The organism is Pseudoalteromonas sp. SR43-5 (genome assembly GCF_014163835.1).
Classification (GTDB): Bacteria; Pseudomonadota; Gammaproteobacteria; order Enterobacterales; family Alteromonadaceae; genus Pseudoalteromonas; species Pseudoalteromonas distincta.
Genome location: NZ_JACJEA010000048.1, coordinates 1 through 26,945, shown reverse-complemented (window position 1 = coordinate 26,945; position 26,945 = coordinate 1). Strand labels below are relative to the sequence as shown.

At 39.0% G+C, this 26,945-nt stretch carries 28 protein-coding genes; 8 read left to right on the top strand and 20 right to left on the bottom strand.

Features of this window, described 5'->3' with window-relative positions; translation table 11 throughout:
• Positions 1 to 511: 511 nt before the first annotated feature.
• Positions 512 to 991, top strand: a complete 480-nt coding sequence (locus tag H5090_RS19645) for an RNA-binding protein (RefSeq protein WP_024596401.1) — start codon at positions 512 to 514, stop codon at positions 989 to 991.
• Here H5090_RS19645 and murI read toward each other — a convergent pair.
• Together murI and H5090_RS19635 are read right to left on the bottom strand one after the other, a co-directional pair.
• Positions 954 to 1,754 carry a glutamate racemase gene (gene murI / locus H5090_RS19640; RefSeq protein WP_182696533.1) on the bottom strand — a complete coding sequence of 267 codons (801 nt, stop codon included), beginning with the start codon at positions 1,752 to 1,754 and terminating at the stop codon, positions 954 to 956. The genes H5090_RS19645 and murI overlap by 38 nt on opposite strands.
• A 65-nt stretch (positions 1,755 to 1,819) precedes the next feature.
• Positions 1,820 to 2,959: a DUF5610 domain-containing protein gene (locus H5090_RS19635; protein WP_182197436.1), complete on the bottom strand. Its 1,140-nt coding sequence runs from the start codon at positions 2,957 to 2,959 to the stop codon at positions 1,820 to 1,822.
• Positions 2,960 to 3,121: 162 nt separating this feature from the next.
• Between H5090_RS19635 and trmA the strand changes: the two genes are divergently transcribed.
• Positions 3,122 to 4,219: a tRNA (uridine(54)-C5)-methyltransferase TrmA gene (trmA, locus tag H5090_RS19630; RefSeq protein ID WP_154904185.1), complete on the top strand. Its 1,098-nt coding sequence runs from the start codon at positions 3,122 to 3,124 to the stop codon at positions 4,217 to 4,219.
• Positions 4,220 to 4,229: 10 nt separating this feature from the next.
• Here the strand turns inward: trmA and H5090_RS19625 are convergent, their stop codons facing one another.
• The 5 genes from H5090_RS19625 to ccoG all read right to left on the bottom strand — a co-directional run bounded on the left by H5090_RS19625 (position 4,230) and on the right by ccoG (position 8,545).
• A complete protein-coding gene (locus H5090_RS19625; RefSeq protein ID WP_002962057.1) occupies positions 4,230 to 4,682 on the bottom strand; it encodes a DUF523 domain-containing protein in 453 nt (150 codons plus the stop codon).
• Between the two features lie 58 nt (positions 4,683 to 4,740).
• Positions 4,741 to 5,379: a thiol:disulfide interchange protein DsbA/DsbL gene (locus tag H5090_RS19620; RefSeq protein ID WP_024605958.1), complete on the bottom strand. Its 639-nt coding sequence runs from the start codon at positions 5,377 to 5,379 to the stop codon at positions 4,741 to 4,743.
• 16 nt (positions 5,380 to 5,395) lie between these two features.
• Entirely contained in the window at positions 5,396 to 6,019 is a 624-nt protein-coding gene (locus H5090_RS19615; protein ID WP_002962054.1) for a thiol:disulfide interchange protein DsbA/DsbL, read from the bottom strand.
• A gap of 34 nt (positions 6,020 to 6,053) precedes the next feature.
• On the bottom strand, positions 6,054 to 7,028 hold the full coding sequence (locus tag H5090_RS19610) for a serine/threonine protein kinase (RefSeq protein WP_024596396.1): 975 nt from the start codon (positions 7,026 to 7,028) through the stop codon (positions 6,054 to 6,056).
• 86 nt (positions 7,029 to 7,114) lie between these two features.
• Positions 7,115 to 8,545, bottom strand: a complete 1,431-nt coding sequence (gene ccoG, locus H5090_RS19605; RefSeq protein WP_182696532.1) for a cytochrome c oxidase accessory protein CcoG — start codon at positions 8,543 to 8,545, stop codon at positions 7,115 to 7,117.
• Between the two features lie 288 nt (positions 8,546 to 8,833).
• On the opposite strand from ccoG, the gene H5090_RS19600 reads away from it, so the two are divergent.
• Together H5090_RS19600 and H5090_RS19595 are read left to right on the top strand one after the other, a co-directional pair.
• Complete coding sequence (locus tag H5090_RS19600; protein ID WP_182696531.1) at positions 8,834 to 9,193, top strand: hypothetical protein; 360 nt, start codon at positions 8,834 to 8,836, stop codon at positions 9,191 to 9,193.
• Positions 9,193 to 9,399: a hypothetical protein gene (locus H5090_RS19595; protein WP_002962050.1), complete on the top strand. Its 207-nt coding sequence runs from the start codon at positions 9,193 to 9,195 to the stop codon at positions 9,397 to 9,399. Before H5090_RS19600 ends, H5090_RS19595 begins: the two co-directional genes overlap by 1 nt.
• A gap of 27 nt (positions 9,400 to 9,426) precedes the next feature.
• Here H5090_RS19595 and H5090_RS19590 read toward each other — a convergent pair whose 3' ends face one another.
• From H5090_RS19590 to gspC, 13 genes are all read right to left on the bottom strand, one after another.
• Positions 9,427 to 10,014 (bottom strand): UPF0149 family protein, encoded by a 588-nt coding sequence (locus H5090_RS19590; protein WP_024596395.1) that lies wholly within the window; start codon positions 10,012 to 10,014, stop codon positions 9,427 to 9,429.
• 22 nt (positions 10,015 to 10,036) lie between these two features.
• Entirely contained in the window at positions 10,037 to 10,795 is a 759-nt protein-coding gene (locus H5090_RS19585; protein WP_182696530.1) for a type II secretion system protein N, read from the bottom strand.
• 3 nt (positions 10,796 to 10,798) lie between these two features.
• Positions 10,799 to 11,272 carry a type II secretion system protein GspM gene (gene gspM / locus H5090_RS19580; protein WP_024596393.1) on the bottom strand — a complete coding sequence of 158 codons (474 nt, stop codon included), beginning with the start codon at positions 11,270 to 11,272 and terminating at the stop codon, positions 10,799 to 10,801.
• The gene (gspL, locus tag H5090_RS19575; protein ID WP_024605963.1) at positions 11,269 to 12,477 is read right to left on the bottom strand and encodes a type II secretion system protein GspL; all 1,209 of its coding nucleotides are present in this window, start codon (positions 12,475 to 12,477) and stop codon (positions 11,269 to 11,271) included. Before gspL ends, gspM begins: the two co-directional genes overlap by 4 nt.
• Entirely contained in the window at positions 12,474 to 13,463 is a 990-nt protein-coding gene (gene gspK / locus H5090_RS19570) for a type II secretion system minor pseudopilin GspK (protein WP_182696529.1), read from the bottom strand. The genes gspL and gspK overlap by 4 nt, the downstream gene beginning before the upstream one ends.
• A complete protein-coding gene (gene gspJ, locus H5090_RS19565; protein WP_002962041.1) occupies positions 13,456 to 14,094 on the bottom strand; it encodes a type II secretion system minor pseudopilin GspJ in 639 nt (212 codons plus the stop codon). The genes gspK and gspJ overlap by 8 nt, the downstream gene beginning before the upstream one ends.
• Positions 14,095 to 14,469, bottom strand: a complete 375-nt coding sequence (gspI, locus tag H5090_RS19560; protein ID WP_002962039.1) for a type II secretion system minor pseudopilin GspI — start codon at positions 14,467 to 14,469, stop codon at positions 14,095 to 14,097.
• Complete coding sequence (locus H5090_RS19555; RefSeq protein WP_182692487.1) at positions 14,469 to 15,056, bottom strand: Tfp pilus assembly protein FimT/FimU; 588 nt, start codon at positions 15,054 to 15,056, stop codon at positions 14,469 to 14,471. The genes gspI and H5090_RS19555 overlap by 1 nt, the downstream gene beginning before the upstream one ends.
• A 49-nt stretch (positions 15,057 to 15,105) precedes the next feature.
• A complete protein-coding gene (gspG, locus tag H5090_RS19550; protein WP_002962036.1) occupies positions 15,106 to 15,528 on the bottom strand; it encodes a type II secretion system major pseudopilin GspG in 423 nt (140 codons plus the stop codon).
• 81 nt (positions 15,529 to 15,609) lie between these two features.
• Entirely contained in the window at positions 15,610 to 16,845 is a 1,236-nt protein-coding gene (gspF, locus tag H5090_RS19545) for a type II secretion system inner membrane protein GspF (RefSeq protein ID WP_002962033.1), read from the bottom strand.
• Positions 16,846 to 16,847: 2 nt separating this feature from the next.
• Positions 16,848 to 18,413 (bottom strand): type II secretion system ATPase GspE, encoded by a 1,566-nt coding sequence (gspE, locus tag H5090_RS19540; RefSeq protein WP_002962032.1) that lies wholly within the window; start codon positions 18,411 to 18,413, stop codon positions 16,848 to 16,850.
• Positions 18,406 to 20,469: a type II secretion system secretin GspD gene (gene gspD / locus H5090_RS19535; RefSeq protein ID WP_154904192.1), complete on the bottom strand. Its 2,064-nt coding sequence runs from the start codon at positions 20,467 to 20,469 to the stop codon at positions 18,406 to 18,408. Before gspD ends, gspE begins: the two co-directional genes overlap by 8 nt.
• A gap of 23 nt (positions 20,470 to 20,492) precedes the next feature.
• Entirely contained in the window at positions 20,493 to 21,434 is a 942-nt protein-coding gene (gene gspC, locus H5090_RS19530; RefSeq protein ID WP_182696528.1) for a type II secretion system protein GspC, read from the bottom strand.
• Between the two features lie 210 nt (positions 21,435 to 21,644).
• Between gspC and hslR the strand changes: the two genes are divergently transcribed.
• The 4 genes from hslR to H5090_RS19510 all read left to right on the top strand — a co-directional run bounded on the left by hslR (position 21,645) and on the right by H5090_RS19510 (position 26,035).
• Complete coding sequence (gene hslR / locus H5090_RS19525; protein WP_024598238.1) at positions 21,645 to 22,067, top strand: ribosome-associated heat shock protein Hsp15; 423 nt, start codon at positions 21,645 to 21,647, stop codon at positions 22,065 to 22,067.
• A gap of 12 nt (positions 22,068 to 22,079) precedes the next feature.
• On the top strand, positions 22,080 to 22,925 hold the full coding sequence (gene hslO / locus H5090_RS19520) for an Hsp33 family molecular chaperone HslO (protein WP_076926093.1): 846 nt from the start codon (positions 22,080 to 22,082) through the stop codon (positions 22,923 to 22,925).
• A gap of 267 nt (positions 22,926 to 23,192) precedes the next feature.
• Complete coding sequence (locus H5090_RS19515) at positions 23,193 to 24,731, top strand: phosphoenolpyruvate carboxykinase (RefSeq protein WP_182696527.1); 1,539 nt, start codon at positions 23,193 to 23,195, stop codon at positions 24,729 to 24,731.
• Positions 24,732 to 24,913: 182 nt separating this feature from the next.
• A complete protein-coding gene (locus H5090_RS19510; protein WP_182696526.1) occupies positions 24,914 to 26,035 on the top strand; it encodes a PepSY domain-containing protein in 1,122 nt (373 codons plus the stop codon).
• Positions 26,036 to 26,945: the final 910 nt, after the last annotated feature.

Sequence of the window (26,945 nt, the reverse complement as noted above, 5' to 3'; positions counted from 1 at the left end):
TTTGTTTGCCTCGTTACTTGCTCAATAAAGAACGAAGTAGCTTGGCTGTTAGAACTCAATCTGTACGAGTGCCCACACAGATGATTGCTTTATATTGTTAAAGAACGTTTTGAGTCGCTTTAGCGCCTCAAGGGATGCGAATAATACACCCTTTATTTTTCGAGTCAATACTTTGTTTTAAATTTTCTTTTGGAAGATTTAAAACCGAAGTTTTATTTAACTCTCTGAGTAGTTCGTGCCTTGCTATGCTTCGGCGTTTCCCGTCTCAGTGGGGTCGCATTATAGGGAGATCCAAAAACAGATCAACCCTTTTTTTAGATCTTTTTACTGTTCGAACAAAAATAGAACAAAACCACGTAAAACCACATGAAAACCCCTCTAAGATGATGCTTTTTTATGCTCTTATTTATTATTTAATACAAATATCATTGCTATGTTTGATTTAGGCGTTAAGATAGCAAGTTCACAATGTTAAATTAATGTTTATTTCCTGTTTATTGGTAGATCTAAAATGAAATTACCCGATCAAAAATCTTTTATCTTCTCTGTTATTCTTGCTGTAGTTGGTTTTGTTGTTGTTGAGTTTGCTTTAGGCGGCTTAGCTTTAAACCCTGCATTACTATTTGGTGCTGGTTTATTAATTGGTGCGATTGCTATTGCTGCAATATCATCTGATGTGACTGAAGAAGCTGAAGTTAAAACAAAAACGCTTTATGTTGGTAACCTTCCTTATCGTGCAAACGAAGGTGTGGTTCGTGCATTATTTGAAGAACAAGGCAAAGTATTCAATGTTCGTTTATTAAAGGATAAGAATACTGGCAAACGTCGTGGCTTTGGTTTTGTTGAAATGGCGCAAGCTGATGCAGACAATGCAATTGCTAACTTGAACGATAGCGAGTTCCAACAACGTACTTTAAAGGTACGTGAAGCAAAACAAAAACAAGAAGATGATTCTAATGCTCTACGTACTGAGACGGATCAGTCAGTGTAACTAGCTTTACCGCTAGCTTATTGCTAAACACATCAGCCGTTGCATAATATTGCAGCGGCTTTTTTATGTCTGTTTGTTTATCCATACATAAGTTAAGTTGGTTAAGTAGGAAGTTGACTCTATTTGCTATCGCTACACCTGAATCAAGTAATTTTACATTCCCTTCAAAGTACTGACTAATCGGCCCTGCTAATATCGGAAAGTGCGTACACCCTAGTACAAGTACATCTATAGTTTTATCTATATGTAGTTCATCGAGTACTTGATACAACTTATTTGTATCTAAAGAGCCTGTAAAAAAGCATTCCTCAGCTAACGTTACTAATTCAACACTGCTATAAAGGTTAACGATTACATTACGTGCATGTTCAGCAATTAATGTTTTTGTGTATGAACTGGCGACCGTTGCCGGCGTGGCTAACAAGCCAATATGATTTGAGCGTGTTAATTCTGCCGCAGGCTTTATTGCTGGCACAACACCTACAATAGGAATATCCGTAATTTGGCGAACAGCGCTGAGTGCAGATGTAGAAGCTGTATTACACGCTATTACAATTAAATCGACGTTAAGCGTGTTGGCTTTGATGAAATGAATAAGTGAACATAATCGGTTAATTATAGTTTGTTGGGATTGAGCACCATAAGGTAGTAATGCATTATCCATAAAATAGCTGTACTGAGCATTGGGGATACTTTGCTTGATATGTTCAAGTACGGTAGTTCCACCAATACCTGAATCAAAGACCATTATATGCGCTGACAAACTACCGTTCCTACTTTACTTTAAGATCGGCAGTTTGCCATGAGGTTTTTATAAAAGAAAGTAGTTTAACTTTGCGTGGCTTCTAAATCAGTAAGCCTGTCGGCTGCTGAATTTAACTGATTAAGGTTTTCGAACATAGACTTTGTATAATCTACTAACTTATCTATTTGTTCCTGATCTTGATTTAACCATTGGAGAATGCCAGCTAGCTGATTTTGTAATCCAAGCTCACCCGCTTTTTCAAAAGCATTTTTAAGGTCGTCATTAAAAGGGGCTAACCCCTCTGCTACTTGTTTTTCTGGTGCTGGTTTATATTCTTCATAGCTTTTAACTGTTGCTATTGTTTTTGTTTGGCGTAAATCCATAGAAAAAGCCACCAGCTGATCGCTGTCTAAACTCAGCTCTTGCGCTTGTTCAAATGCTTCATCTAAATCACCACCAAAAAAGGTTTTACTTAAATCTTGTAAGTCTTCCATCATCGCATTAATAGCTTCTTGCTCTTGCTCGTTTAAGTCACCATTTACCGACATCGAAAATGATACCTGTCGAGATTGCGATGATGAGCTTGCAAACGACTCACTATTACTATTTTGCTGATAGCCACTTGCCGATTGAGATTCAAATGCATCAGCAAAGCTAATACTTACCTCATCGCCTTCTGCTGTAGTAAATTTATACTCTGCATTACTCGTCATACTGACGTATTGGGCCTGGCTTATATTTACGCTGGCAGGTTGTGGGTTAAATAACGACTCTTCAAACTTATCCAGCCCATTGTAAATTCCCTCTTTGGACTTATTAATGCCCTCTTCCATGTCATCATTAAATACGCCTGTACCTTTGAGTTCATCAACAGCGTCATCAATCCCTATTTGGACTCCTTTGCGCGCATCGCCTAGCATATCTTTGAGCTTTTCGTCATCAGCGCCGTTAGCTTTTGCTTTATTTACAGCACTACTTACAAAATCGAGTACGTTTTTTACTATTTCATCAAAATCAAATAGTGGTTTATCTGCTTTTTTTTCTGCGATAGGTAATCCAAGCTGCTCAGCCATTTTATCGCCAAGCACCTTTGCGGCCAACTCTCGGCCTCGTTGTTGATAGCTATCTTGAGGAGACGTAATTGTAGGTTGCTGTATATCAGCTTTATTATTGAATTTATTGATGTTGTTGTTTGGCGTAAAGCCATAATTACCTATTTTCATGATTCGTCTCCTAAGCGTGCGTAGTTTATTATCGGCTATAACAACAAAAACTAAAGTACAATGTTCAATAAAACAGCATAAATGCTAGCCAAAACTAGACAAATACGCAGCGCTCCCTACAATAGCGCCGATAAACAGATCTTAGATAAGGTAGTAGCGTTAATGGCAGTTATTAAAATAGATACCACACAGTACCAAGCGCAGTTAAGTGAAAAAGAGCAGCGAATTAGTACGCAGTTTCAACGTTTTGGTGTGGAGCAATTAGAAGTATTTAGCTCAGAGCCAACTAACTACCGCCAACGTGCTGAATTTAGAGTATGGCACGACGGTGATGATCTGTTTCACATTATGTTTGATCAACAAACAAAAGAAAAAATCCGTGTTGATACATTTGACCCAGCAGCGCCTCTAGTAGGTGAAATAATGCAGGTGATGATTGAAAATCTTAAGCCTTGTGAAATATTACGCCGTAAGTTATTTCAAATCGATTACCTATCAACGCTAAGCGGTGAAATTTTAGTAAGCTTGCTTTATCACAAACCACTGGATGATGAATGGTTAAGTGAAATTAAAGCACTGAAAGAAAAGCTTAGCAGTAAATACAAAATTGACTTTATAGGTCGTGCTCGCAAACAAAAAGAAGTACTAGGTGATGACTTTGTAACTGAACGTTTAACAGTTAATGGGCAAGAGCTTATTTATCAACAAGTAGAAAATAGCTTTACTCAGCCTAATGCAAAAGTAAATATTAATATGCTGGAGTGGGCACAAGATTTATGTAAACCACTTAAAAATGATTTACTAGAATTGTATTGTGGTAACGGTAACTTTTCAATTGCATTAGCGGGCTGTTTTAATAAAGTATTAGCGACGGAAATATCAAAATCATCTGTTCACTCTGCTCAATACAACATTGCTAAAAACAACGTAGAGAACTTAGATATTATTCGTATGTCTAGTGAAGAGTTTACTCAAGCAATGAATGGCGAGCGTACTTTCTCTCGTTTAGATGGTATTGATTTAAAAAGCTATGACTGCCAAACCATATTAGTTGATCCACCACGCGCGGGCATGGATGAATTAACGTGTGACTTAGTGGCTAACTACGAAAGCATAATTTATATATCCTGTAATCCTGAAACTCTTGAGCGTGACCTTGATCACTTAACACGTACGCATAACGTTAAGCGCTTTGCTATATTTGATCAGTTCCCTTATACGCATCACATTGAGTCGGGCGTTTTCTTACAGCGCAAATAACCAGCCAAAATTAAAGTGCCAGTACTTTTATAAGTGCTGGTATTTGCTCTTCACTAAATACTTGAATACCATTTTTTATTAATAATGCTGTAGTTAAGCCTAGCCCTTCGATTTTTACTCCGTGATGCTTTCCATCATATATTGTATTTCGTCCGCAAGAAGGGCTCGATTCTTTAAGTAGAGCAAAACGAACTTGATTCTTTTTACAGAGTTCTAGCGCTATATTAGCTCCAGTTTGAAACTGTTCTGTTACATCTTCTCCTAAATTAGTAACTACACTCCCCTGTATTATTTCAGCAGGAGCTCTAGGAGTAGGAAGCCCACCAGCGACCTCAGGACAAAACACAATTAATCTATTTTGTTTTTGCCACAAATTAAGCTGTGGATGCAAAATTGCGTGTCCTCTGCCATCGTAGCGAACAGGCTGCCCTAGCAAACAACTCGATACTAATATTTTTTCAATCGCTATATCCTTATAAAGCAAAAAAGCTCCTTAAGGAGCTTTTTTGTTTTAGCTAAACTTACTTGTTAGCTAAGTAATTTATTAATTTGCTAATGTCTTCAGGTTTAGTAATACCCGACTCACGACCTAGGTTTAATTTGTACTTACCATTTACAATAAAGGTAGGTACGCCACGTAGTGCGCCTTTTTCTTTAAAGTAGTCTTGATCGCGTTTCATTTTAGAGCTTAGCGTACGTACCGAGAAGCTTTTAAACAGCTTATTAAACTTATCACCATCAACGCCCTGCGCTACAAATATATCTTTTACATCTGCAAGCTCATTAAATTTAGCGCGCTTTGTATGGATATGATTAAAGATTGCAGAAATAATCTGATCTTTTTGTGGAAGCACTTCAGCTGTCGCCAGTGCTTGGCTCATCATCTGTTGGTTTTCTGGGTCACGTACACCTACAAAATCAACATGGCTCTTTTTAAATTTAACGTTTTTATCAAGCTTAGGCTTAAACTCACCAATTAGTGCTTCCATGTTATTACATGCAGGGCAGTAAAATGAGAAGAACTCTTTAACCTCTGGCTTTTTAGTTGCACGCTCAGAAACTACGTCGTAATGCACGCCTTCTTCATACGTTGCTGCAAAGCTTGTTGCTGCCATAGGAAGTAATATTGCAAGCAAACCTGCTTTAACTAATTTAATCATTATTATACTCCGAAATTTATAGTGCTAATAAAAACGCTACTAACTCATCAAGTTCTTTTTGATTTTTGATGGTGTTGAGGTTTATTTTATATTTATCGTTAACAATAAAAGTAGGTACACCTGTAAGTGCGCCTAATTTTGAATATTTATTCTGTTTGTTTTGCATTGCTTGCTCAGCTGAAATAACAGGCATGCTTGCGATCTCTTGATCAAATGTTGCGCTATCAATACCATTTACTTCAAGTAATTTTTTAACGTCTTTCATTTCAGTTAATGGTGCACGTTGAACATGGATACTTTTAAAAATTTGATCGCTAATACTTTGCGCCTGACCATGCTGCTTAGCAATTAAGTAGGCAAAGCTTAAATTACTTTGTGCTTGTGGTGACACGCCACCTAAAAAGTTAACGTGGTTTTTAATAAACTCAGCGCCTTCTGGCAAGCCTTTTTCAATTGCTTTTGCTACTGGTTCAAACTTAAAGCAATGTGGACAGTAAAATGAGAAAAACTCGGTTACTTGCGGTGACTTGCTTTTGTCTACATCTATAACAGTGTATTGATTATCAACTTCAAACTGTGCAGCAAGTGCTGCAAATGGTAAACATAAAAGTAATAAACTCAGTTTTAATTTTTTAAGCATTTGTATCTCGTTGTACTTGTCTTTAAATAAAATATTACGGCAATAACTTTAACGGTGCTTCTTGCAATGCTGCAAGTTGCTCTTTCAGTGCTAAAATTTGTTGCTCCCAGTATTTGTCATCAGCAAACCATGTAAAGTTCCGCACAAAAGCAGGATCACTCCATCGTTTAGCTACCCATCCCATATAATGAATAATACGCATTGCTCGCAGCGGTTCAATTAATTTGAGTTGAGAGTGATCAAAATCACAAAACTCTTCATACGCATTTACAAGGGTGTCTAACTGTAACAGTTGCGTCGCTCTATCGCCACTGAGCATCATCCATAAATCTTGGATTGCAGGACCTTGGCGGCTGTCATCTAAATCAACAAACATTAGCGCATCACCTGCCCATAAAATATTACCAACGTGGCAGTCACCATGTAAGCGAATACTTTGCACATCTTTATACTGTTTTTGCGCCTGCTCTATCACTAAATCTAAAATAGTATAAAAGGCAGTATTTATTCCCATGGGCACTAAGTTACTTTTTTGAAGATGAACTTTGGCTGTATGCAAGTACTCCTCGCAGGTAACTGTTGGCCTATAAGTAAAAGGTTTTGTTTTAGCTACTTGGTGCATTCGGCCAATTAATCGCCCCATTACATCAAGCTGATCTAAATTATCAACCTCAAATAAACGCCCACCTACACTTGGAAACAACACAAACAAATACCCTTCGTGTTCAAACAAGCTTTGCCCATTATATAAAATAGGGGCAACAACGGGTACTTCTGCATCCGCTAGTTCAAATGCAAAGTCATGCTCTTCTTGAATTTGCTCTTTACTCCAGCGCTCTGGGCGATAAAACTTCACTACGTAACGCAGGCCATCATCCGCTTTAAATTGGTACACTCTGTTTTCATAGCTATTGAGCGCTAATAAACCAGATTCGGCGTACACACCTACGCTTTCTATTGCATCGAGTATTAGATCAGGTGTTAAGTCAATAAAACTAAATTTACTCATACTCTTCTTATATAAAATAAAAGCGGGTTATATACCCGCTTTTGTTAATTGCTATATCAACTTACCTAATTTAAGGTAAGTTGCGATTATCGCGCTTTAAAAAAGTTACTCGACTGCGATATTGTCTCATCCGGCTCATCTACCGGTGAAAGCACAAAGTTAAACTCAGTCATCGGCGCCTTCAAATCATAAGGGTCCATTACAAGTGACAATGGTACGTTATGAGATTCCCCTGCCTGCACAGTAAATGACTGCTTACCAATATACTCAAAGTTATCTAACCCTTGTACTTTAATATTAAAGGTTTGCTCGTACTGCGCTTTATTAATTACCTTTAATGTATAGGTGTTCTCTACTAAACCATCAAAATCGACACGATATAATTGGTTTCGGTCACGAATAATATCAAAGTCCATTGTTTTACGCAGTGCTATATTAGCGACAAGCGCTCCCGTAAGCACAACAAGTATGACCGTGTAACCAATAATTTTAGCTCGCAGTGGATTCGTTTTATTTTCTGGGGTTTCGAGATTTCGCTCTGTCGTATATGAAATAAGCCCACGCGGGTATTCCATTTTATCCATTACGCCATCACACGCATCAATACATGCACCACAGTTGATACACTCAGCTTGTAGCCCATTTCTAATATCAATACCTGTTGGGCACACTTGAACGCACAAGTTACAGTCTATACAGTCGCCTAGTTCTAAATCTTTATGGTCTACTTTACGTGAACGAGGACCACGGCTTTCACCTCGGCTTTCGTCGTACGTTACGGTGTATGTGTCTTTATCAAACATAGCTGATTGAAAACGGGAGTAAGGACAGATGTGTAAACACATAATTTCTCGCATCCAACCGGCATTACCATAGGTACACGCAGCAAAGAAAATAATACTGACTAGTGCATAACCGCCTACATCAAACGTTACAAAGTCAGGGAGTAACTCCCTTATTGGCGTAAAGTAACCCACAAAAGAAATAGCGGTATACAACGAAAACAATACCCAACTAGTATGCTTTGCCGTCTTACGCCAAAACTTATCAAAATTCATGGGTCGTTGATCGAGTTTTTTACGTTGATTAGCCGTGCCTTCAAGCTTTTCTTCGAACCAAATAAAAATAAAAGTCCAAACAGTTTGCGGACATGTATAGCCACACCACACCCGTCCATAGAAGGTGGTCACTAAAAACAACGCAAATGCTGCCAACATAAAGATAAACGCTAATATAGTAAAATCTTGAGGCCATAGCGTTAAACCAAAAATATTGTATTTTTGACCAATTAGATCAAACAGCACAGCTTGCTGGCCATTAAAATTAATCCAAGGTAGTAACATAAACGCAAGCAGGCCTAAAAAGCCAATGCGCTGTCTAAGTAATTGATGTAGGCCTTTTACAGCACGCACATAAATACGATTTCGGGGATTGAACCTATCATCTTGACGGCTTAAATCCGGTTTTTGGATTTTCACCTCTACAGGGATATTCTTTACTTTAATTTGCTTGTCCATCGAAGTTCCTCAACGCCGCTTGGAAATAAAAATCCAGCAATACTCAAGTACTCTATACTTAAAGTTAGCAAGTTACTTGCTAGGCATATTTACTTTAATAAATTGCCTTCTCGAATACTTTCAGATATTTCAGAAATATCTGACTGCTGTTAACCATTATAACAATGTTGGTTAAAATTACTGGCATAGATTGCTAATAATTTATTCATCCCAGTTACTTGCTTTTAAAATGCAGTTTATTACACTGCATGGTAATTCAACCCTACTTAGATCAAGGTTTACGTATCCATGAAAAAATTTATTATTTTGGTAGTTGTGATCCTTGCCTTTTTTACAATCGATCACCCACTTATAAAAGAACCTCGCGAAAGGTTACTAGGTGAAGGCATTGGCTTTTTAAGTGATGCAAGCAAGGTCAACAGAAGCCCCGCTGCAAATATGGCGAAAAATAGGATCAGCAGTCAACTTAAACTATCTGCATCTGAAGGTGAGTATGTAGAAAAAACGTTTACAACAGATGACTCTGTTCAGTTATTTCACCTACGCTATTGTCGTGAGCGTGACTTAAACCTTTATTTTTATGACGACCGTTTAAATACGGTATGTAAAATAGTGACTGAAGCATTAGAGCAAAAGCGAGCAAAGTAGTGGATTTTTCAGGATTAAATAAAAAAGCAAGCGACTCATTTCATAAGCAGCGCAATATGCTCAAGCAATTAGCGCAAGGCAAAACATTAAAGTGTGAGAAGTGTAATGGGGTTTTAACACTTGATTTAGCCACCAGTGAACCTGGTAAAGGCATAGTAAAGTGCAAACAAGGCTGTACGGATATTATATTAGAGCTAGGCACTTAGATTAAACTAAGCGCCTAGCTCTAATAATTACTCTTCCCAACTCTCGTCGGTTATCAAGCCACTATTAATTGCGACCACTTCAATTAGTTCAGCAAACCCTAATGCAAAGTCACCCATAGATTCATACTGATACTGACACAAAGCTTCTATTGTCATGTTATTTTGTTTGGCAATCTGAGCTATTGCTAGCTGGTCGAGTGCAAAAAAGCTTAGTGTGCTTAACGCACTTTCTAATGCTTGTTTAAAATCAACGTCTAATTGCGGTGCATTTAACAAAGGTTCTGCATAAGCTTTCGTTGCAACTAAGAAGCCTTTACTCCACGACTTACAAAATTCAGCATCAAATGTGTCTGGTAATTTATATCCAGTTTCGAACACCTGCTCACTAATTTTGTGATAAAGCGCCATAAACAAAAAAAGCATTTCTTCATCTAAATCATTAGCTGTGTTTGGCAATATCTGCTCAAGCCACTCATGTACATCTAATGGGTTAGGCGAACAAATTACACCAAATAAATAGCCTTGGCTTTGTACAAGGGTCATTGCTTGAGATTGGGTATTTAAAAATGAGCTGAGCTGCTTTGCGTGCAACTCAGTAAATTGGGGTATTTGCATTAAAACTCTTTATATTAAAACATTAAAAGTTGAGCGGGTAGCGACCTTGGTTATCTGGTCGGCCTAAAAACTTAACCGCATCATGTATATCTTTAGGTAAGCTGGCATCTGGTTTTACATAACCTGCCACTCTAAAGTCGAAATTAGCTTTAAGTGTAGCATCGGCCTCAAGGCCAAGCGTATTATCTGGGTCAATTAATATAGCAACATCACCCGACTTACAGCTTAACTTACCTGCTAGAGGTCCAATATTAAACCATCCATTTAAACCTTGAACATCAATATTAGGGCTCGCTATTTCACCTTTTAGTGAGTCACAATAAGGTGCGCCTGAGCTGTATTCATCAAGTTCTAATATCACACGCCCTTTAGCGGTAACAGGCAGAGGAAGTTGCACACGTTGCATTGCACGCTCTACAGTTGAGCGTACTAGGGCGTCAGTCACTATCACTTTTTTATTAAAAAACCCATAACTTACATCTGCGTAACCCGAAATATCACTGCGTTCTCGTGGATTACCAAATTTTATGTTCGCATTTAGTTTGCCTGTAAATAATTTCCAGCCTGCAATATCCCAGCGCACATTATTTAACTGTTCACCATCAAAACGAACTTGCATCATTTGACCTTGCCAAACAGTGCCTACAGTTTGGCCTACTTCTAATTGCTTTGGAAAGTACGGTTTTGCTATATCTAGTGCAATATGTGCTGGTAATTTAATAATACAAAACACAATAAAACTAATTAAAAAGACAGCCGATAACGTTATTATTTTTTTCATTAATTAATTCTCTAATACTAAACGGCTTACGCGCACATAGCCTGATTTATCATCGCGACTTAAATCTAAATTTTCAATTTTTAAACCATGCTGATTTACTAGCTCATCTAGCCATTCTATTAACTGATTAAACTCTACTGAGTCAAGCGTCAAACGAAGTGAATCACTACTGGGCTGCATTTTACTAATATTGATTTTATAGCGTCCACGAGTAGAGTTTACCACTTGGCTTAAGTTTGTATTGCTAGCAACACTGGTGTTGCCTGCAGCCTTTAGCTTAACAATACTGTCATCAACCCAAGCTAATAGCTCTTGTTGTTTAATTTGAGATTGCTGTGCTTTTTCTATCGCGTTATTTAATGGCCTAAATATCCCCATTACTAAAACAAAAATAATAAACACGCCACCAGCGACCATTACCAATTGTTGTTCTTGCTCTTTAAGCGAACGCCACTGTTTCATTAACTGCTTTTTCATACTGCACCTCGCAGTTTAATTTCGCCTACGACATAATCACCGTCATTATTTAAAGACCCTTGCTCAACAGTTAAACCTTGCTTTTCAAGTATGATTTTTACTTTACCAAAAGTTTGGAAGTCTTTAGCCCGTGCACGAATTCGCAGCTCATTACGACGTTTGTCATAACGAAGTGTTTCAGGTGTAAATTCGCTGACTTGCGAAAATACATCAACCAAATTAGTCGTTAAGTCTAAAAAGCCGGATTCACTTGAGCCTTGTATTTTATCTAACGCGCCTTTAATTTGGCTTTTAATTAGATTAGGGCGAACTTTAGTTCCCGGAAATGCTTTTTGATATCTGTCGACTACTTGAGCCTTAGCTACTTCTACTTGTGTATTAAGTTGGTGTAACTCAATAGCTTTTATTGTAATTGTAGAAACCAATGCAACACTTGCTATAATTGCGGCGCCTTTCCAGTAACCCCACCACAAAGCGCTTTGTTTTTTAAGCTGATACATACCTTGGCGTAAGTTAAAATTAACGCTATCTAACTGTTTTGCAAATAATGCTAAAGGTAAGTCGTAATCGCTTGTTTGGGCTTGTAAGTTAACGCTTTCAGGAAACTGATTAGCAGGACTAAAATGTTTAATGTCGGGGTTACCCATGGCTGTTAAATAGCCATTCAACCAACTAGATTCAACCGCACTAATATGCCATTGCCCTTGCTTAAACAACCATTGGTTGTTGAGCTCAATAGCAGTTACGGCGCCATCATCTGCGAGCGGTAACAACAAAGCATCGGGTAATATTCTGTATACTGATAGATTATGCTCAGCAAATAATGCAAGCCATTGTTCAAACCATTCACGGTCTGTCATTGCTACACGAATTGCATGTTGCTCACCAAGCATTGTCGGCTGCGCTACTGCTATAAACAGTTCATCTACGTCACATGCTATATCTTCTTCAAGCATGTATGGCAATGCTTGCTCAAGCTTGCGATTCCATTTTGTTGGCAAAGCGACCGTTTTTAATTGCACTTGGTCACTGGGTAATAACACGACAACTTCTCGGGTAAGTGCTTTTTCGCTTAGCTCACTTAAATGCTCTGCATTTGGTAACTCGCCACTGGCTATTATTTCTTGTTCTTGTGGTGAGTAAATTAACCAGTTAAGTAATTCTTGTTCGGTTTGACCCGTGCGGATCAACAGTATTTCTGTCACTGTACGCCTCCAAATTTTCGCGCCAGTATCGTTACGTCGCCATCTTTAGCGTGCAGTAATGTGGTCATCGAAAAACGCAGGTCGACAAAGTTTGCCTGCGTTTGTAATTTAAAATATTCGCTTTTAATACTAAATAGACTTTTTATTGAGTCAGTATTAGTACCGCCTTGCTGCTTCACCTGTTCAAAAAATTCATCGATGGTGTCAAAGCCTGTTTGCGGTCTTGCGCCTAACACCGCTTCTGCGCCAGATAAGCTTAAGCTTTCTATCAAGGCACTGAGTATGAGCGCTTGCTCTGGCAATAATGTATTTACGTTAATTGATAAAAGCGTACTGCCTGGTATTACGCATACATATGGCAATACTTTTTCCATCACTAATGGGTTAAAGCCCTTAACTAAACGCAGCTCCGATGTTGATGCAAATAAGCTATTGGCTGTCATATACGGAAAATCTCGCGATAAGTACTCGTCTTCTTCTGCACCTGAGCGATACGTAATACTGTTCTCATCAAGCCAATCAAATACACTATCTGCCATCGTCTCTTCTGATTCGTCAGCAGGTAAATCTTCAATGTTTTCAAGTAATGCAAAGAGTGCTTTGTGTGCAGGGTTTGTTTTACTTACGCTATTTTCTTCTGGCGCTATGGCTAAAGCATTTAAATTTAAACATGCTTGTAAATCTGTAATTTTGCCACTTAACGTGCCGTTATCAACAGGGTATGAAGCATCTCCTTGAGTTGCCCACACTTGATCGAGTGTTGTTTTATCGGCATCATCTTTTTTACTTTGTATTAGCCCTTTAATAGCAAGCTCTTCTGCACCGTAGGCGTACCATTTAGCTTGTTGGTGACCTTGCAAGTTTGTACTTTTTTGCACTTGAACCATTAAATTAGCACTCATTTCTACAGCTAAAATAGCCGCTAATGCCACAATAAACAAAACAATAACAAGTGCTGCACCGCGCGATGATTGCTGCTTAACCATTATTCACATCCGTAGTTTGTGTAGCAACAACTTTGCCTTGCCCAGGAACTAAAAATACACGACGAATTGGCTCTGCTTCTATTTGTTGCAACGTAACAGCAACCGCTTTAGGGAGGGCTTTAATTTCCCACTGTTCTTGCCATTCGTTTTTATCATCTAAAAACTCAAACTTAAGTTCTTCAACATTCTCTAGCACACGTTGAACTCGCGGCTCCATATTATCAAGCTGATCAACATAAACCCGATAAACACGCTCAAGGTTATCGTCAATCACTCTATAACCAACAGCTTGTAGTTCTGAACGTGGCAATAAGTTAATTGGATTTATCCAGCCATCTCGTACAAACGCGATACCATCGTATTGGCTTTCTAAAACGTAACGACCAGCAAGTAAATATTGCTCTTGAACATCACCCGACTCATTGCGAACTGCGCGTTTGGTCATTTGGCTAAAATCTTGATCCATTAATCTAAATGTTGTTTGTAATCCATTTAACTCAGCAATTTTTTCATCGGAGGCATCTTTTGCTCTTGTTGTCGTCTCGAGTATTTGATGAGTAGCAATAATAACAAAAGCTAAAATACCCAGTGCAACCATAACTTCAAGTAATGTAAACCCGCGCTGCTTCACTTACTTTTTGCCTTTATTTAAATACGTTGATAACTCATATGCTGAATGCTCATATTTTTCATCCGTAAAAACATTTATGGTTAGTTTTACAAAGCTTTTGTCAGCTGTGGCTGTAACTTCTTGCTGCCAAAACCATTCAACACCGCCCATTACTTCGCTGCCTTTAAGGTTATTTTTACCTTGCCATTGTTCGCCTTTAGTACGCTGTTCAATAATAACGTTTTCGGCGACCCAAGATGCATAGGTTTGCTCTTCAATAGTCGTTAAGTGGTGAATATGCTCGCTTGTTGCTTGCATTGCAGCTATACCCGCCATGGCACAAATACTTAATGCCACTAACACCTCTAATAAGGTAAACCCTTTAGTGCGCTTCATTATTCTGGCTCTCGGCGAAAGTTTACTGGTGCAGTAAATTCACCTTCAATGTAATACACAGGTTCGCTTTGCTCTTTTAACTCTAATACAAGTTGAAACGCGCTTACCTCACCTGATGACAAAATAAGTACTTGTGGTATTTTTAACTTTTTAAGCTCAAGTAAACTGTCTTCATCGCCGCCACTCATAAGCTCGCGCCAGTTAGATTGCTCTAAGAGGTTATCTTGCGCCCACGCTAAATCTTCTAAGTTAAGCGTGAGCTTTAATCTTTCATCTAATTCTATTGGTTTAAAAAGATTTTCACGGTCAAAAGTAATCCACTTTTCACCATCGAAAACTAAATACTCTAATGTATTTTCTTCTACTAATAAGCCCAATTCAACTTGGTTTAAAATAGCAAATTCCGATGCCATATTAATGGTGGTATGCAGCCTTAGTGCTTGAGTATCTAACTCCTCCTCAGCACCGCCTTCTAAGCTATATACCACCATTTTGGTGGCAAAAGCGATGATCACTAATACCACTAAAATTTCTATTAAACTAAAGCCTCTGCTTTTTGCATGGCGCTGCTTAAGGCTTGCTTTCATAGCAAGCCTCTAGCATTAACATGTTCATACAGAACGGTGTACTTAGGCATTATTGTTTTTCTTCGTCCCAGTTACCGATATCGTCATCAGTACCTGCTTCACCGTCTGGGCCCATAGAAAAAATATCAAACTTGCCAATTTCACCTGGGCTAATTAACTGATAAGTATTACCCCAAGGATCTTCTGGTAATTCATTAATAAAGCCACCATCAGGGAAACGTTTTGGAACCGGTTCAATGCTTGTTTGGGTAACTAGCGCTTCAAGACCTTGCTCTGTGCTTGGGTAGCTCTTATTTTTAAGCTTGTATAAGCTCATTGCATCTTCTAATTGCTGGATATCTAGATGTGCTTTATCAATAGCAGCCTCTTCTTGCTGACCCATAATGTTAGGTGCAACAATTGACATAATCATCCCGATGATAACCAGTACCACCATCACTTCTAGTAAAGAAAAACCTGATTGTTTATTCACGTAATTACCTCATTATTCTAAAAACATTAAGTAAAAATGGTTTAGGTAAAACCACTAATATATTTAAAAATTTATTCTAACTTAAAGTCCAACAGCTTTATTCATCGCCATTATTGGCTGTAATATTGCCATTACTATAAATAATACAATAACCGCCATTGAGGCGATCATCGCAGGCTCTAGTAGTTTAAGCGATACATTAACCATGCTCTCAAATTCGCGATCTTGGTTATTTGCAGCACGCTCTAACATTTGCTCTAGTTCACCTGATTTTTCACCACTTGCTATCATATGCAGCATCATTGGTGGAAACAACTTAGTTTGCTGAAGTGCAGCTCTTAAGCTTGCACCCTCACTCACTCTGTCGGATGCATCTGCAACCGCTTTTTTAATTTTTTCGTTAATTAATACGCCGCCCGAGATACGCATTCCTTCAAGTAATGGTACCGAGCTTGACGATAAAATACTTAAAGTACGCGCAAAACGTGCGGTATTAATACCACGAGCCACTTTACCTATACCTGGCATATGTAGCACTCGGTCATCCCACCAAAAACGTATTTTAGGCTGCTTAAGTGCATGCTTAATACCAATGGCTATAGCTGTAATCGCTATTAAACTAATAAACCAATAATTTTGCACAAAATGGCTGCCAGCCATAACCCATTCGGTTGTCCAAGGAAGTACTTGTTTCGTTTTTTCAAACGTTTTTAATATTTTTGGTACTACGGTGCCCAGTAATACCGACACAATACCAATTGCAAATACCACTAATATAATAGGGTAAACCATAGCCTGAGTTATTTGGCTACGCATATGTTGGCGCTGCTCGGTATAGTCGGCTAAACGATTAAGAACTTGGTCAAGGTGCCCCGACTTTTCGCCTGCGGCTACCATTGCACGGTATAAGTCGTCAAAAACATGAGGAAACTCACTAAGACCATCGGCAAGGGTGTAACCTTCAACTACTTTTGAGCGTACCGACATAAGCATCCGCTTTAAACGCGGCTTTTCGCATTGCTCAGCAACCGCCATAACAGCGCCTTCAACAGGGAGTGCCGATTGAATAAGTGTTGCTAATTGCCTTGTAATTAATGCTAAGTCTGAGGTTGAAATTGTCGGCTTAAAAAAGCCACCGAGTAAAGGGGCTTTTTCGCCTTTGACCTGTTTATCACTTTGCGCCGCAGGAACAACTTCAAGCGGCGTTAGTTTTTGATCACGTAAAGTTTGGCGGATTTGTTTAGCCGTATCAGCTTCTAAAATGCCTTTTTTTTCTTTACCTCGGCCATCTAAGGCACGATATTCAAACGCCGCCATAGTTAACCTTCCTCACGGGTAACACGCAATACTTCTTCAAGTGTTGTTTTGCCTGCCAGTACACGGCTACACCCATCTTGACGAATACTTGGGCTGCGCTTACGAATGTATTTTTCTACGCTTTGCTCGCCTTTACCGTTGTGAATCATTTCGCGTATGGTTTCATCAACTACAAGTAACTCATGAATACCTGTACGACCACGGTAACCATTAAAGTTACACTCTTCACACCCCACCGCTCGATAGATTGTCGGTTGGCTTTCAAAAGGAACCCCTAACAGCTGGCATTCATGCTCATCAGCCGTGTGACCCTCTTTACAGGTATTACATAACGTACGTACTAAGCGTTGCGACAATACACCGAGTAACGACGATGAAAGTAAGAAGGGTTCAACACCCATATCTTCCATACGTGTAATTGCACCCGATGCGGTATTTGTATGCAAAGTAGACATAACAAGGTGACCGGTAAGTGACGCTTGAACACCAATTTGCGCAGTTTCAAGGTCGCGTATTTCACCCACCATTACTACATCTGGATCTTGACGTAATATTGCACGTAAACCACGTGCAAATGTCATATCAACTTTTGCATTAACTTGTGTTTGCCCAATGCCTGGAATTTCGTACTCTATTGGATCTTCAACGGTGAGAATATTACGATCGCGTGAGTTAATTTGGCTCATACCAGCGTATAAAGTGGTACTTTTACCAGAGCCCGTAGGCCCTGTTACCAAAATAATGCCGTGGGGTTTACTAATTAAATCTGAAAACAATGCGCGATTTTCTGCGGTCATACCTAAATCTTCAAGGTTTAAGCGCGCGTTGTTTTTGTCAAGTAAACGCAGTACTACACGCTCACCAAAGCTCGATGGCATTGTAGATACACGCACATCAACTGCACGCCCTGCAATACGTAAGCTAATACGACCATCTTGTGGAATACGTTTTTCAGCTATATCAAGCTTAGCCATTACTTTAATACGAGATACAAGTAACGATGCAAGTTTACGATTAGGCTTAAGTACTTCTTTAAGCACGCCATCGACCCTAAAGCGAATAACAAGCTCTTGCTCGAAGGTTTCGATATGAATATCAGAAGCCCCTTCTTTAATCGCTTCACTTAGCATGGCGTTAATAAGCTTGATGATTGGTGCATCATCGTCACCAGCAAGTAAATCTTCAGTTTGCGGGAGCTCATCAGCAAGTGAGAATAAATCAACCTCGTTGCCAATATCTTCCATCATTTGTTGCGTTTCAGAGCTATCACGTTGGTATGACGCTTCAAGCAATAGCTCAAATTTATCATCATCCAATTGCTCAAGTGTAAAACCATGGCCTGCGATACGGCGTACTTCTAATAGTACTTCAACATCTAGCTCACCACGGTAGTAAACTATACGATGATCTTTGTTTTTACCAAGCAACACACCTGCGCGTCTTGCATAGGAAAATGGCAAACGCTTTGCTGGTAACTCAACTAACACATCACTCGTTAATAGCTCATCCTGATTATGCGTTTGAGGATGAACCACATCTTGGTTTATCTCTTGAATCGCATTAGTCATCTTTACGCTCTTGTGCATTTTGTTTACGTAGAGACTCTTCATACGTAGGTGGAAGTACTAGTTCGTCATTCCACTCTGGTAAAATAGGCGTATCAGTCATTGGCATTAACTCAATACCATCTTCTTTTTGTTTAAACTGCTCACCACGAATAAAGTTATATTTATTAAAGCTTAACTTATTCATGCTTACACCATCACGAATAATGGTTGGGCGAATAAATACAATAAGATTACGCTTACGGCGCGTTGTATTTGTTGATCTAAACAGGTGACCTAAAATAGGGATATCGCCTAATAACGGTACCTTAGAAACACTTTCTTGTACGTCTTCGTCAATTAAACCGCCAAGTACAACCATACCGCCATCATCGGCCATAACCGTTGTTTTAATTGCACGTTTATTAACTGAAATATCAACAGCAGTTGCACCACTTACACTCGATACTTCTTGCTCAATAGTAAGTTGTACTGCAGAGCCATCGTTAATCTGTGGCGTAACTATCAGTTTAATACCGACTTCTTGACGCTCAACTGTTTGAAATGGGTTAGCATTATTACTGCCCGTTTGTGAGCCTGTAATAATAGGCACTTCTTGACCGACTAAAATAGAGGCTTCTTCGTTATCCATTGTAGTAATAGAAGGGGTAGCCAATATATTTGAATTTGTATCAGTGGCAACAGCCTGAATAATTGCGCCCCAATCATTTTTAACAACGCCCAGCGCTAAACCATTAATGCCACTTAGCAATGAAGCAAGCGCATCATAATCACCCTCAGTCGTTTCGTCATAACTAGTAACGGTTCCAGTTTCTGTACCAATGATAGTTTTAGTTACGGTTGTATCTTGTGCTTGCTCTGCAGCAACAGCTAATGAACCCACGGGAACCGTAGTACCATTGTTAAATTGCAACATACCGCCCTGCTCAGAAATCCACTGCAGGCCTAAGTTAACCCCGTCGCCTTCCATTACTTCAATAATAATGGCTTCTACAAGTACTTGTGCACGGCGAATATCAAGACGTTCAATTACCGACTCAAGCGAGCGCATTGTGTCTGGCTGTGCGGTGATAATTAGTGAATTTGAATCTGGGTGAGCTTCTATACTGCTTTCGTTGTTACTTCTGCTACGAGTCTTAGTGGTACCGCCTTGTGCATCTTCAACAAGTGACTTACTTACGCCTTGCAGTACTTTTACTAAATCTTCAGCTTTAGCATAATTTAGGTAAAACACTTTGGTATTACCTTGGCTTTCTAATTCGCCATCTAAGCGCTTAATAAGCTCTATGGCACGTGTACGTGCTTGGCCTTCACCACTTACAATAACGCTATTAGTTCGGCCATCTGCGACTACTTTTGGAATTAAAAACTCAGGTACGCTGCCTTTGCCGCTGTCTTTATAAATATTGTCTACCACAGAGACAACATCATCTGCTGTTGCATATTTAAGCTTAACAATGTCTACACGCTTATCACCCGCCTGATCAACAGAGCGAATAATCTCAACTAAGCGATTAACCGATGCAGCATGCCCCGTTAACATCATTACGTTAGCCGCATTAAAGTTAGCAACATGGCCGCCATCTTTTTGATCGCTAAATTGACGAACTAAAGGGCCTAGTTCTTGTACGCTTACATTTTTGACACGTACAACACGTGTAATCATCATATCGCCGCTAGCTTCGTTACCTTCGGTAATAAGTGGCACATTTGATTTTTTGGCGTCTGAACTTTTTTCTACCTTAAGAATGCCATTGTCCATTTCAACAGCTGAGTAGCCATAAACTTCCAATACATTTAAGAAGAACTGGTAATAAAGCGCTTCGTCCATTAACTCATAACTGCGAACATTTACTTTGCCGCGCACGTTAGGGTCAATAATTACTGTTTTATTGAGATTTTTACCAACAATATTAATAAACTCGTTGATATCAGTGCCTTTAAAGTTAGCAGCATATTCAACAGCAGAAACAGACAAAGAAATACTTGCCGCCAAAAAAAGTGCCGCGTACTTAGCTAACCCTTTTTTAATTTTTTTGAGGTGTAGCACCTGAACCATTATATTAAAACTCCAAAGCTAAATTATTGCAGACTAAATTGCACATCAATTTGTTCACCATCACGTTCTATAGTGATATTGGCATCTGTACTATTACGCAGCTCGTTAATAGCTGACATAGCCTGTTTTAAATCTGTTAATTGATAGCCATTTATAGAAATAGCCAAATCGTTATTTTTTAATCCCATTTGCTTAAACAGTTCAGGTTCTTTACCTGGACTTAAGCGATATCCAATTAGTTCACCATCATTCATAGCCTGTGAAACACGTATATAGTCAAATAACTTGCCCGGTTCTTCGAGTAACTCTTCACGTGTTTCTATAATTGCTTCTTTAACGTCTGGGTCTGCAGTGGCGTCTATTTGTAATTCACTTGGCTCTAATTTTTGCGGACCCATTTCGGCATCGTCACGCGCAGCGAGTACAGGCATAGATACTTTTTTACTAAAATCGAGCCCATCAAGCATTAATGTTTCAAAACCTCCATTAATACCTAAAATAACACGATCAGGCAGTATCTGCGCTACTTCAGCGCGCGTGCCAAGTACAACTTCTTCAACAAGGTAGCTTACTTGCTTACCTTGTGATTCAATAATTGCTATGCCTGCTTGGTCATCATTATTAACAGCTACAATACCGGTTAAATTAATACTTAGGCGTGTTTCTGGCGCATTATTTATAACCTGCGATTGTTTTGCAGTATTATTGTTGTTTGTTACAGTTTTTTTACCAAATAAAAATTGCTCAATAATATGCTGCGCTGAGTTATTACTCGCACCAGATGGCTGATTAGCATAATGAGTAGGAGTAAGTAGAGTTACTGGTGGTTTCGGCCATAAAAGCCAGACAAGCTTTGATAATAAAAATGCAAGATAAACAACAACTAACAGTGTCACTAATGCACTTAATTTAGCATGCGGTAACCGCGTTAAAAATTGTTTTAGTTGTTGGATATGCTGTTCCATAAATAGTGTTCTTATTTTAATTTACTGCGTTAGCGCGTACCCATAGTACCCTTTCATTTTTCTTTCAACAAGCACACTAATATTAAACTTTGTAAACAGATTAAATTAACTTTACATAGTAGTACAAAAAGTAAACGGCTGTTGTAATACCTTCATCCTACGATGATTTCATGATAAATTTTAAGCTATAAAAACGTGGGGAAATGCCTTATGAGTAAAAAAAGTAATGCTAATACCAACTCAGACCATGCAGATGAGTTAAAAGTTCGATTAGATAAATGGTTATGGGCTGCACGATTTTATAAAACTCGTGCTGTTGCACGTGAAATGGTGCAAGGCGGCAAAGTACATTATAATGGCCAACGTACAAAAGCGAGCAAAATAGTAGATGTTGGTGCAAAAGTAAAACTTGCTCAGGGTGTAGATGAAAAACTGATAACTATACTCACAGTGCTTGAAAAACGTCAAAGCGCCCCCATTGCACAGACCATGTATCAAGAATCTGATGCAAGTATTGCTAAACGCGAAGAAAACAGCATCGCACGCAAAAATAACAGTTTTTTTGCTCCTCATCCGGATAAAAAACCAGATAAAAAGCAAAGACGCGAACTTTTAAAAATGAAATCAAGTTAGGTATAGCCACTCATGCAACAAGATTTACTTCACCGTTATTTATTCAACGAACTAGATGTTCGTGGCGAACTCGTACAAATCGAGAATGCTTATAATGAAATGATTGCCGACCACAATTACCCTGACCCTGTTAAAGCATTACTAGGTGAGCTACTTGTTGCAACCTGTTTACTAACCGCAACTTTAAAGTTTGAAGGTGAAATTGCAGTACAGCTTCAAGGTGATGGCCCTGTCAAATATGCTGTTATAAATGGTGATGACAAACAAAACATGCGTGGTATTGCACGCCTGCAAAGCGAAATTACGGGTACAACTGTAAAAGAGCTTATTGGCCAAGGCTATATGGTGATCACTATTACACCAAGTAAGGGTGAACGTTACCAAGGTATAGTGCCCTTAGAGCACGATACTCTGAGTGAATGTATAGAAAGTTACTTTGAGCAATCAGAGCAATTAAAGACACGTCTTTGGTTTGCAACCGACACAACTGAAGGTAGCGCAAAAGCATGTGGTCTATTTTTACAAGTACTCCCAGTTGATAAACAAAAATCAATTGAAGACTTTGCGCACTTAGAAGCATTAAGTAACACCATTAAAGATGAAGAGTTGTTACATCTTGATGCAAATACAGTCCTTACACGTCTTTACCACGAAGATAACCCTCGTGTATTTGAGCCTCAAGCGATTAAATTCAAATGCGGTTGTAGTCGTGATAAAACAATTACTGCACTTGTTAATATTGGACAAGAAGAACTACTTAAAGACGTAACCGAAAAAGGGTCTGTTAATATTAACTGTCATTACTGTTTAAAAGAGTATGTTTTTAACGAACAAGATATAAAAAGCATTTTCAACTAAATGTTCAGCTTCATTTATATATAGTAATTAAAGCCGCATAATATGCGGTTTTATATTATAAAAAGATGATACCGGTGTCATCTTTTCTGCTAATTTCATGACACCGGTATCATTGAAATTATTCATGTTTTTTCTTAAATATATGTGTTTTTAGAGGCTTTACGGGCTCGAATATCTTAAAACCTTCTGTTACTATAATTTCAGTTTCAGGGCACTGATAACCCCAGAGCTATCCGTTCAAACTCTCACACATAGTTAGGTATAAACATGACTACAGGCGCTACACGTTTTGTCGATTTAACCGCAGCTGAACTTGTCGAGCATGCGATCCGCCGTGGCGAAGGTACTTTAGCCGCAAATGGTGCTTTTGTTGCAATTACAGGAAAACGAACTGGTCGTTCACCAAAAGATCGTTTTATTGTACAAGAAGCTACAACTCAAGATGACATTCAATGGGGCAATGTTAACCGCCCATTTGATGCAGACAAATTTGACGCTTTATGGGCTCGCGTAGAAGCACATGTTCAAAGTAATGACCACTTCACCTCTCACCTAGAAGTTGGCGCAGACCCTGAGCATTATCTACCTGTAGTCGTAACTACAGAAACAGCGTGGCACCATATTTTTGCCAAAAACATGTTTATCGAACCGCAAAACTATAACGCTTCAAACTTACCGCAATGGCAAGTAATGAATGTTCCTTCGTTTGTATGTGAGCCAGAACGTGATGGCACAAATAGCGATGGCACCGTCATTATTAACTTTGCACAGCGTAAAGTATTACTAGCTGGTATGCGTTACGCCGGTGAAATGAAAAAATCGATGTTTTCTGTGCAAAACTTCCTACTACCAGCAAAAGGTGTATTACCAATGCACTGCTCTGCTAACGTTGGTGAAGCAGGCGATACAGCATTGTTCTTCGGTTTATCTGGTACAGGTAAAACAACGCTTTCAGCAGATCCTACTCGCTTTTTAATTGGTGATGACGAACACGGTTGGGCACCTGGCAGCGTGTTTAATATTGAAGGCGGTTGTTATGCTAAGTGTATCGACCTGTCACAAAAGAATGAGCCTGTAATTTGGAATGCTATTCGCTTTGGCACTATTTTAGAAAATGTAGTGTTAGATGAAAAAGGCATTCCAGATTTTAACGATACTAGCCTTACTCAAAATAGCCGTGCAGCATATCCACTTGAACACGTTGAAAAACGTAAAGTAGAAAACCGCGCAGGCGAACCAAAAGCTGTTGTATTTTTAACTTGTGATGTAAGCGGTGTATTACCACCAGTTTCTATACTTAGCGAAGAAGCTGCTGCTTTTCACTTTTTAAGTGGATACACAGCAAAAGTTGGCTCTACTGAAATTGGCTCTACTAGCGATATTGAATCAACATTTTCGACATGTTTTGGCGCACCATTCTTCCCACGCCCTGCTGGTGTTTACGCTGAGCTTCTTATGAAGCGTGTACGCGAGTTTGGCGCTAAAGTGTACCTTGTGAATACAGGTTGGACTGGCGGCCCTTACGGCACAGGTAAACGTTTTGATATTCCAACTACTCGTGCAGTAATTGATGCAATCGTATCTGGTAAATTAGCGGGTGTTGAAACTCAGCACATTGATGTTTTAAACCTAGATGTACCGGTAGCCGTTCCTGGTGTAGATACTAACTTACTTAACCCAATCAATACTTGGGAAGACAAAGCTAAGTACAATGAATATGCATCAAAACTAGCCGCTGACTTCACTGAAAACTTTGCTAAGTACGACGTATCAGACGATATAAAAAATGCAGGGCCTAAAGCTTAAATAAGCTTCAAGCTTGTATTTTAACGCCAGCCAAGGGCTGGCGTTTTACTTTCTAAATACCTAATTTAATAAGTGCGACAAAATGCCGCACAACTCATATCAAAAACCATATAATATACCGCGTAATTAATCATTCCTTAATGCCCAATAAACCTGCATTACTCATTACGGCTATTTAATTAATGACACTAAAGCTTTCATGGCGAAAAACATTCAGGCGGTTACATTTATACTTAGGCCTATCAGTAGGTGTTTTACTTACTATTATCACTCTTTCTGGCTCTATATTAGTTTACTATCCGCAAATAGACTTACTGCTAAATCCAGCAAATGACGCTACTACAAACATAAAAACGCCTAATTGGGATCAAGCATATAATACGCTAAGAGCCAATTTCCCTTCAAAGCAAGGGCCATGGCGATTAGAAAACACAGGTATAAACTCAGTAATTCCCGCGCGATACTACAATCCAACAGAAACAAAAGAACAAGGCTTTGCCCCCTTAATGGTATGGCTATCTAGCAGTAGTGATAAAGTAATACGTAAAAACTATTGGGGAAAATACTTAGTAACTTGGATGTACAACTTACATTTTTCATTACTAACAGGAGCAGCGGGCACTCTCGTCGTTGGCTATATAGGCATAGCCTCAATAGTTCTTCTTATCTCTGGATTCTTTGCTTGGTTTCCAAAGCCTGGGCAGTGGGTAAAGGCACTAAAATTTAAATCTCGTAGCTCTAAAATAGGTTTGCTATACGACTGGCATAAACTAATTGGTTTAACCTTCTGCATACCGCTACTAGCTTTAACTGTTACAGGTGTTATGCTCGCTATTCCAAAACAAACAGATCCTATATTAACCGCTCTAGTTAGCGATATAAACTCCCCACCAAAAACACAAATTCAACCGAGCAAACAAACCGATATTCCTTTATCACAAGCGGTATTAATAGCTGAAAAAGCATTACCGAATGCGCGTTTAGCTTGGATTGAAACACCATCAAACTTAAATGCTATTTACAGATTAAGATTTCAAACTGTAAACGATCCTTCATATCGCTTTCCACATAGCTATATAGAGGTTAATGCACTTACAGGAAAGTTAGAGAGCGTGTTTAATATAGATAAGCAAAGTACGGCTAGTAAAATAAAAAACTGGATGCACCCTCTACATGACGGCAGCATTGGCGGTAACATTTTAAAAGTCATTTGGGTGTTAAGTGGCTTCGGATCTGCTGCATTGTTCATTATCGGCGTATATAGGTGGTTAGTTAGAACCAAGAGAATACAAAATAAACTTTAGTTGAAGGAGTACATGAATTGCTTTTCAGTAAGTCTTGTCGATAGTTTTCTAATATAAAGTATATGGCCTTCGTTAATCTTAGGATTAAAAATTAATAACGCTCAGTACATATGAAATTAAAGCAGCCCCTAACCGCCTATCATGCTATAAAACAATTAATGAAGGGTAGTTTATACTGCAAGTTTAGATAGGCACTCCATGAACACTATTATTTAAAAACCACATGCCCATTAGATTTAAGTTCTATGCGTAAGCCTCTGTATTAACCTCTATTTTTATTCTCTTCAGTAACCTACCTAAAGCGTATATAAAGGCTTAAAGGTCATGTTCAATACTTATCACAAGACCAGATAATTAACGCTTTTATATTAGGTCAGATGTTAAACCAATTGGTATTATTTACCCACAGTACAAATGCTACCACTCATTGTCGAGCGGAGGTTTTTTATGCTTTTGACGTCGGGAGTCGCTACGCTCGCCCGACCTGCGTGATGATGTTGATATGAGTGTGTGTTAACTGCGCGTAGTTCACTTTTCTGCAGACGTAAAAAGGCCCGACTATTTCTAGTCGGGCTCTCTACAATTTGAAGCTTGGTGGTGTCGTAGTGCCCACAGCGGTGGAGAGGCACAGTGAAATGCTACACTATCTTTGCGTCGCGATATGAGTATGTGTTAATTACGCGTATTTCACTTTTCTGCAGACGTAAAAAAGCCCGGCTATTTCTAGTCGGGCTCTCTACAATTTGAAGCCTGGTAATGTCGTAGTGCCCACAGCGGTGGAGAGCCACAGTGAAATGCTACACTCTCTTTGTGTCGGGAGTCGCTACGCTCGACCTACCTACGTGATGGGGGGTGCTGTGAGTGTGTGTTAATTGCGCATATTTCACTTTTCTGCAGACGTAAAAAAGCC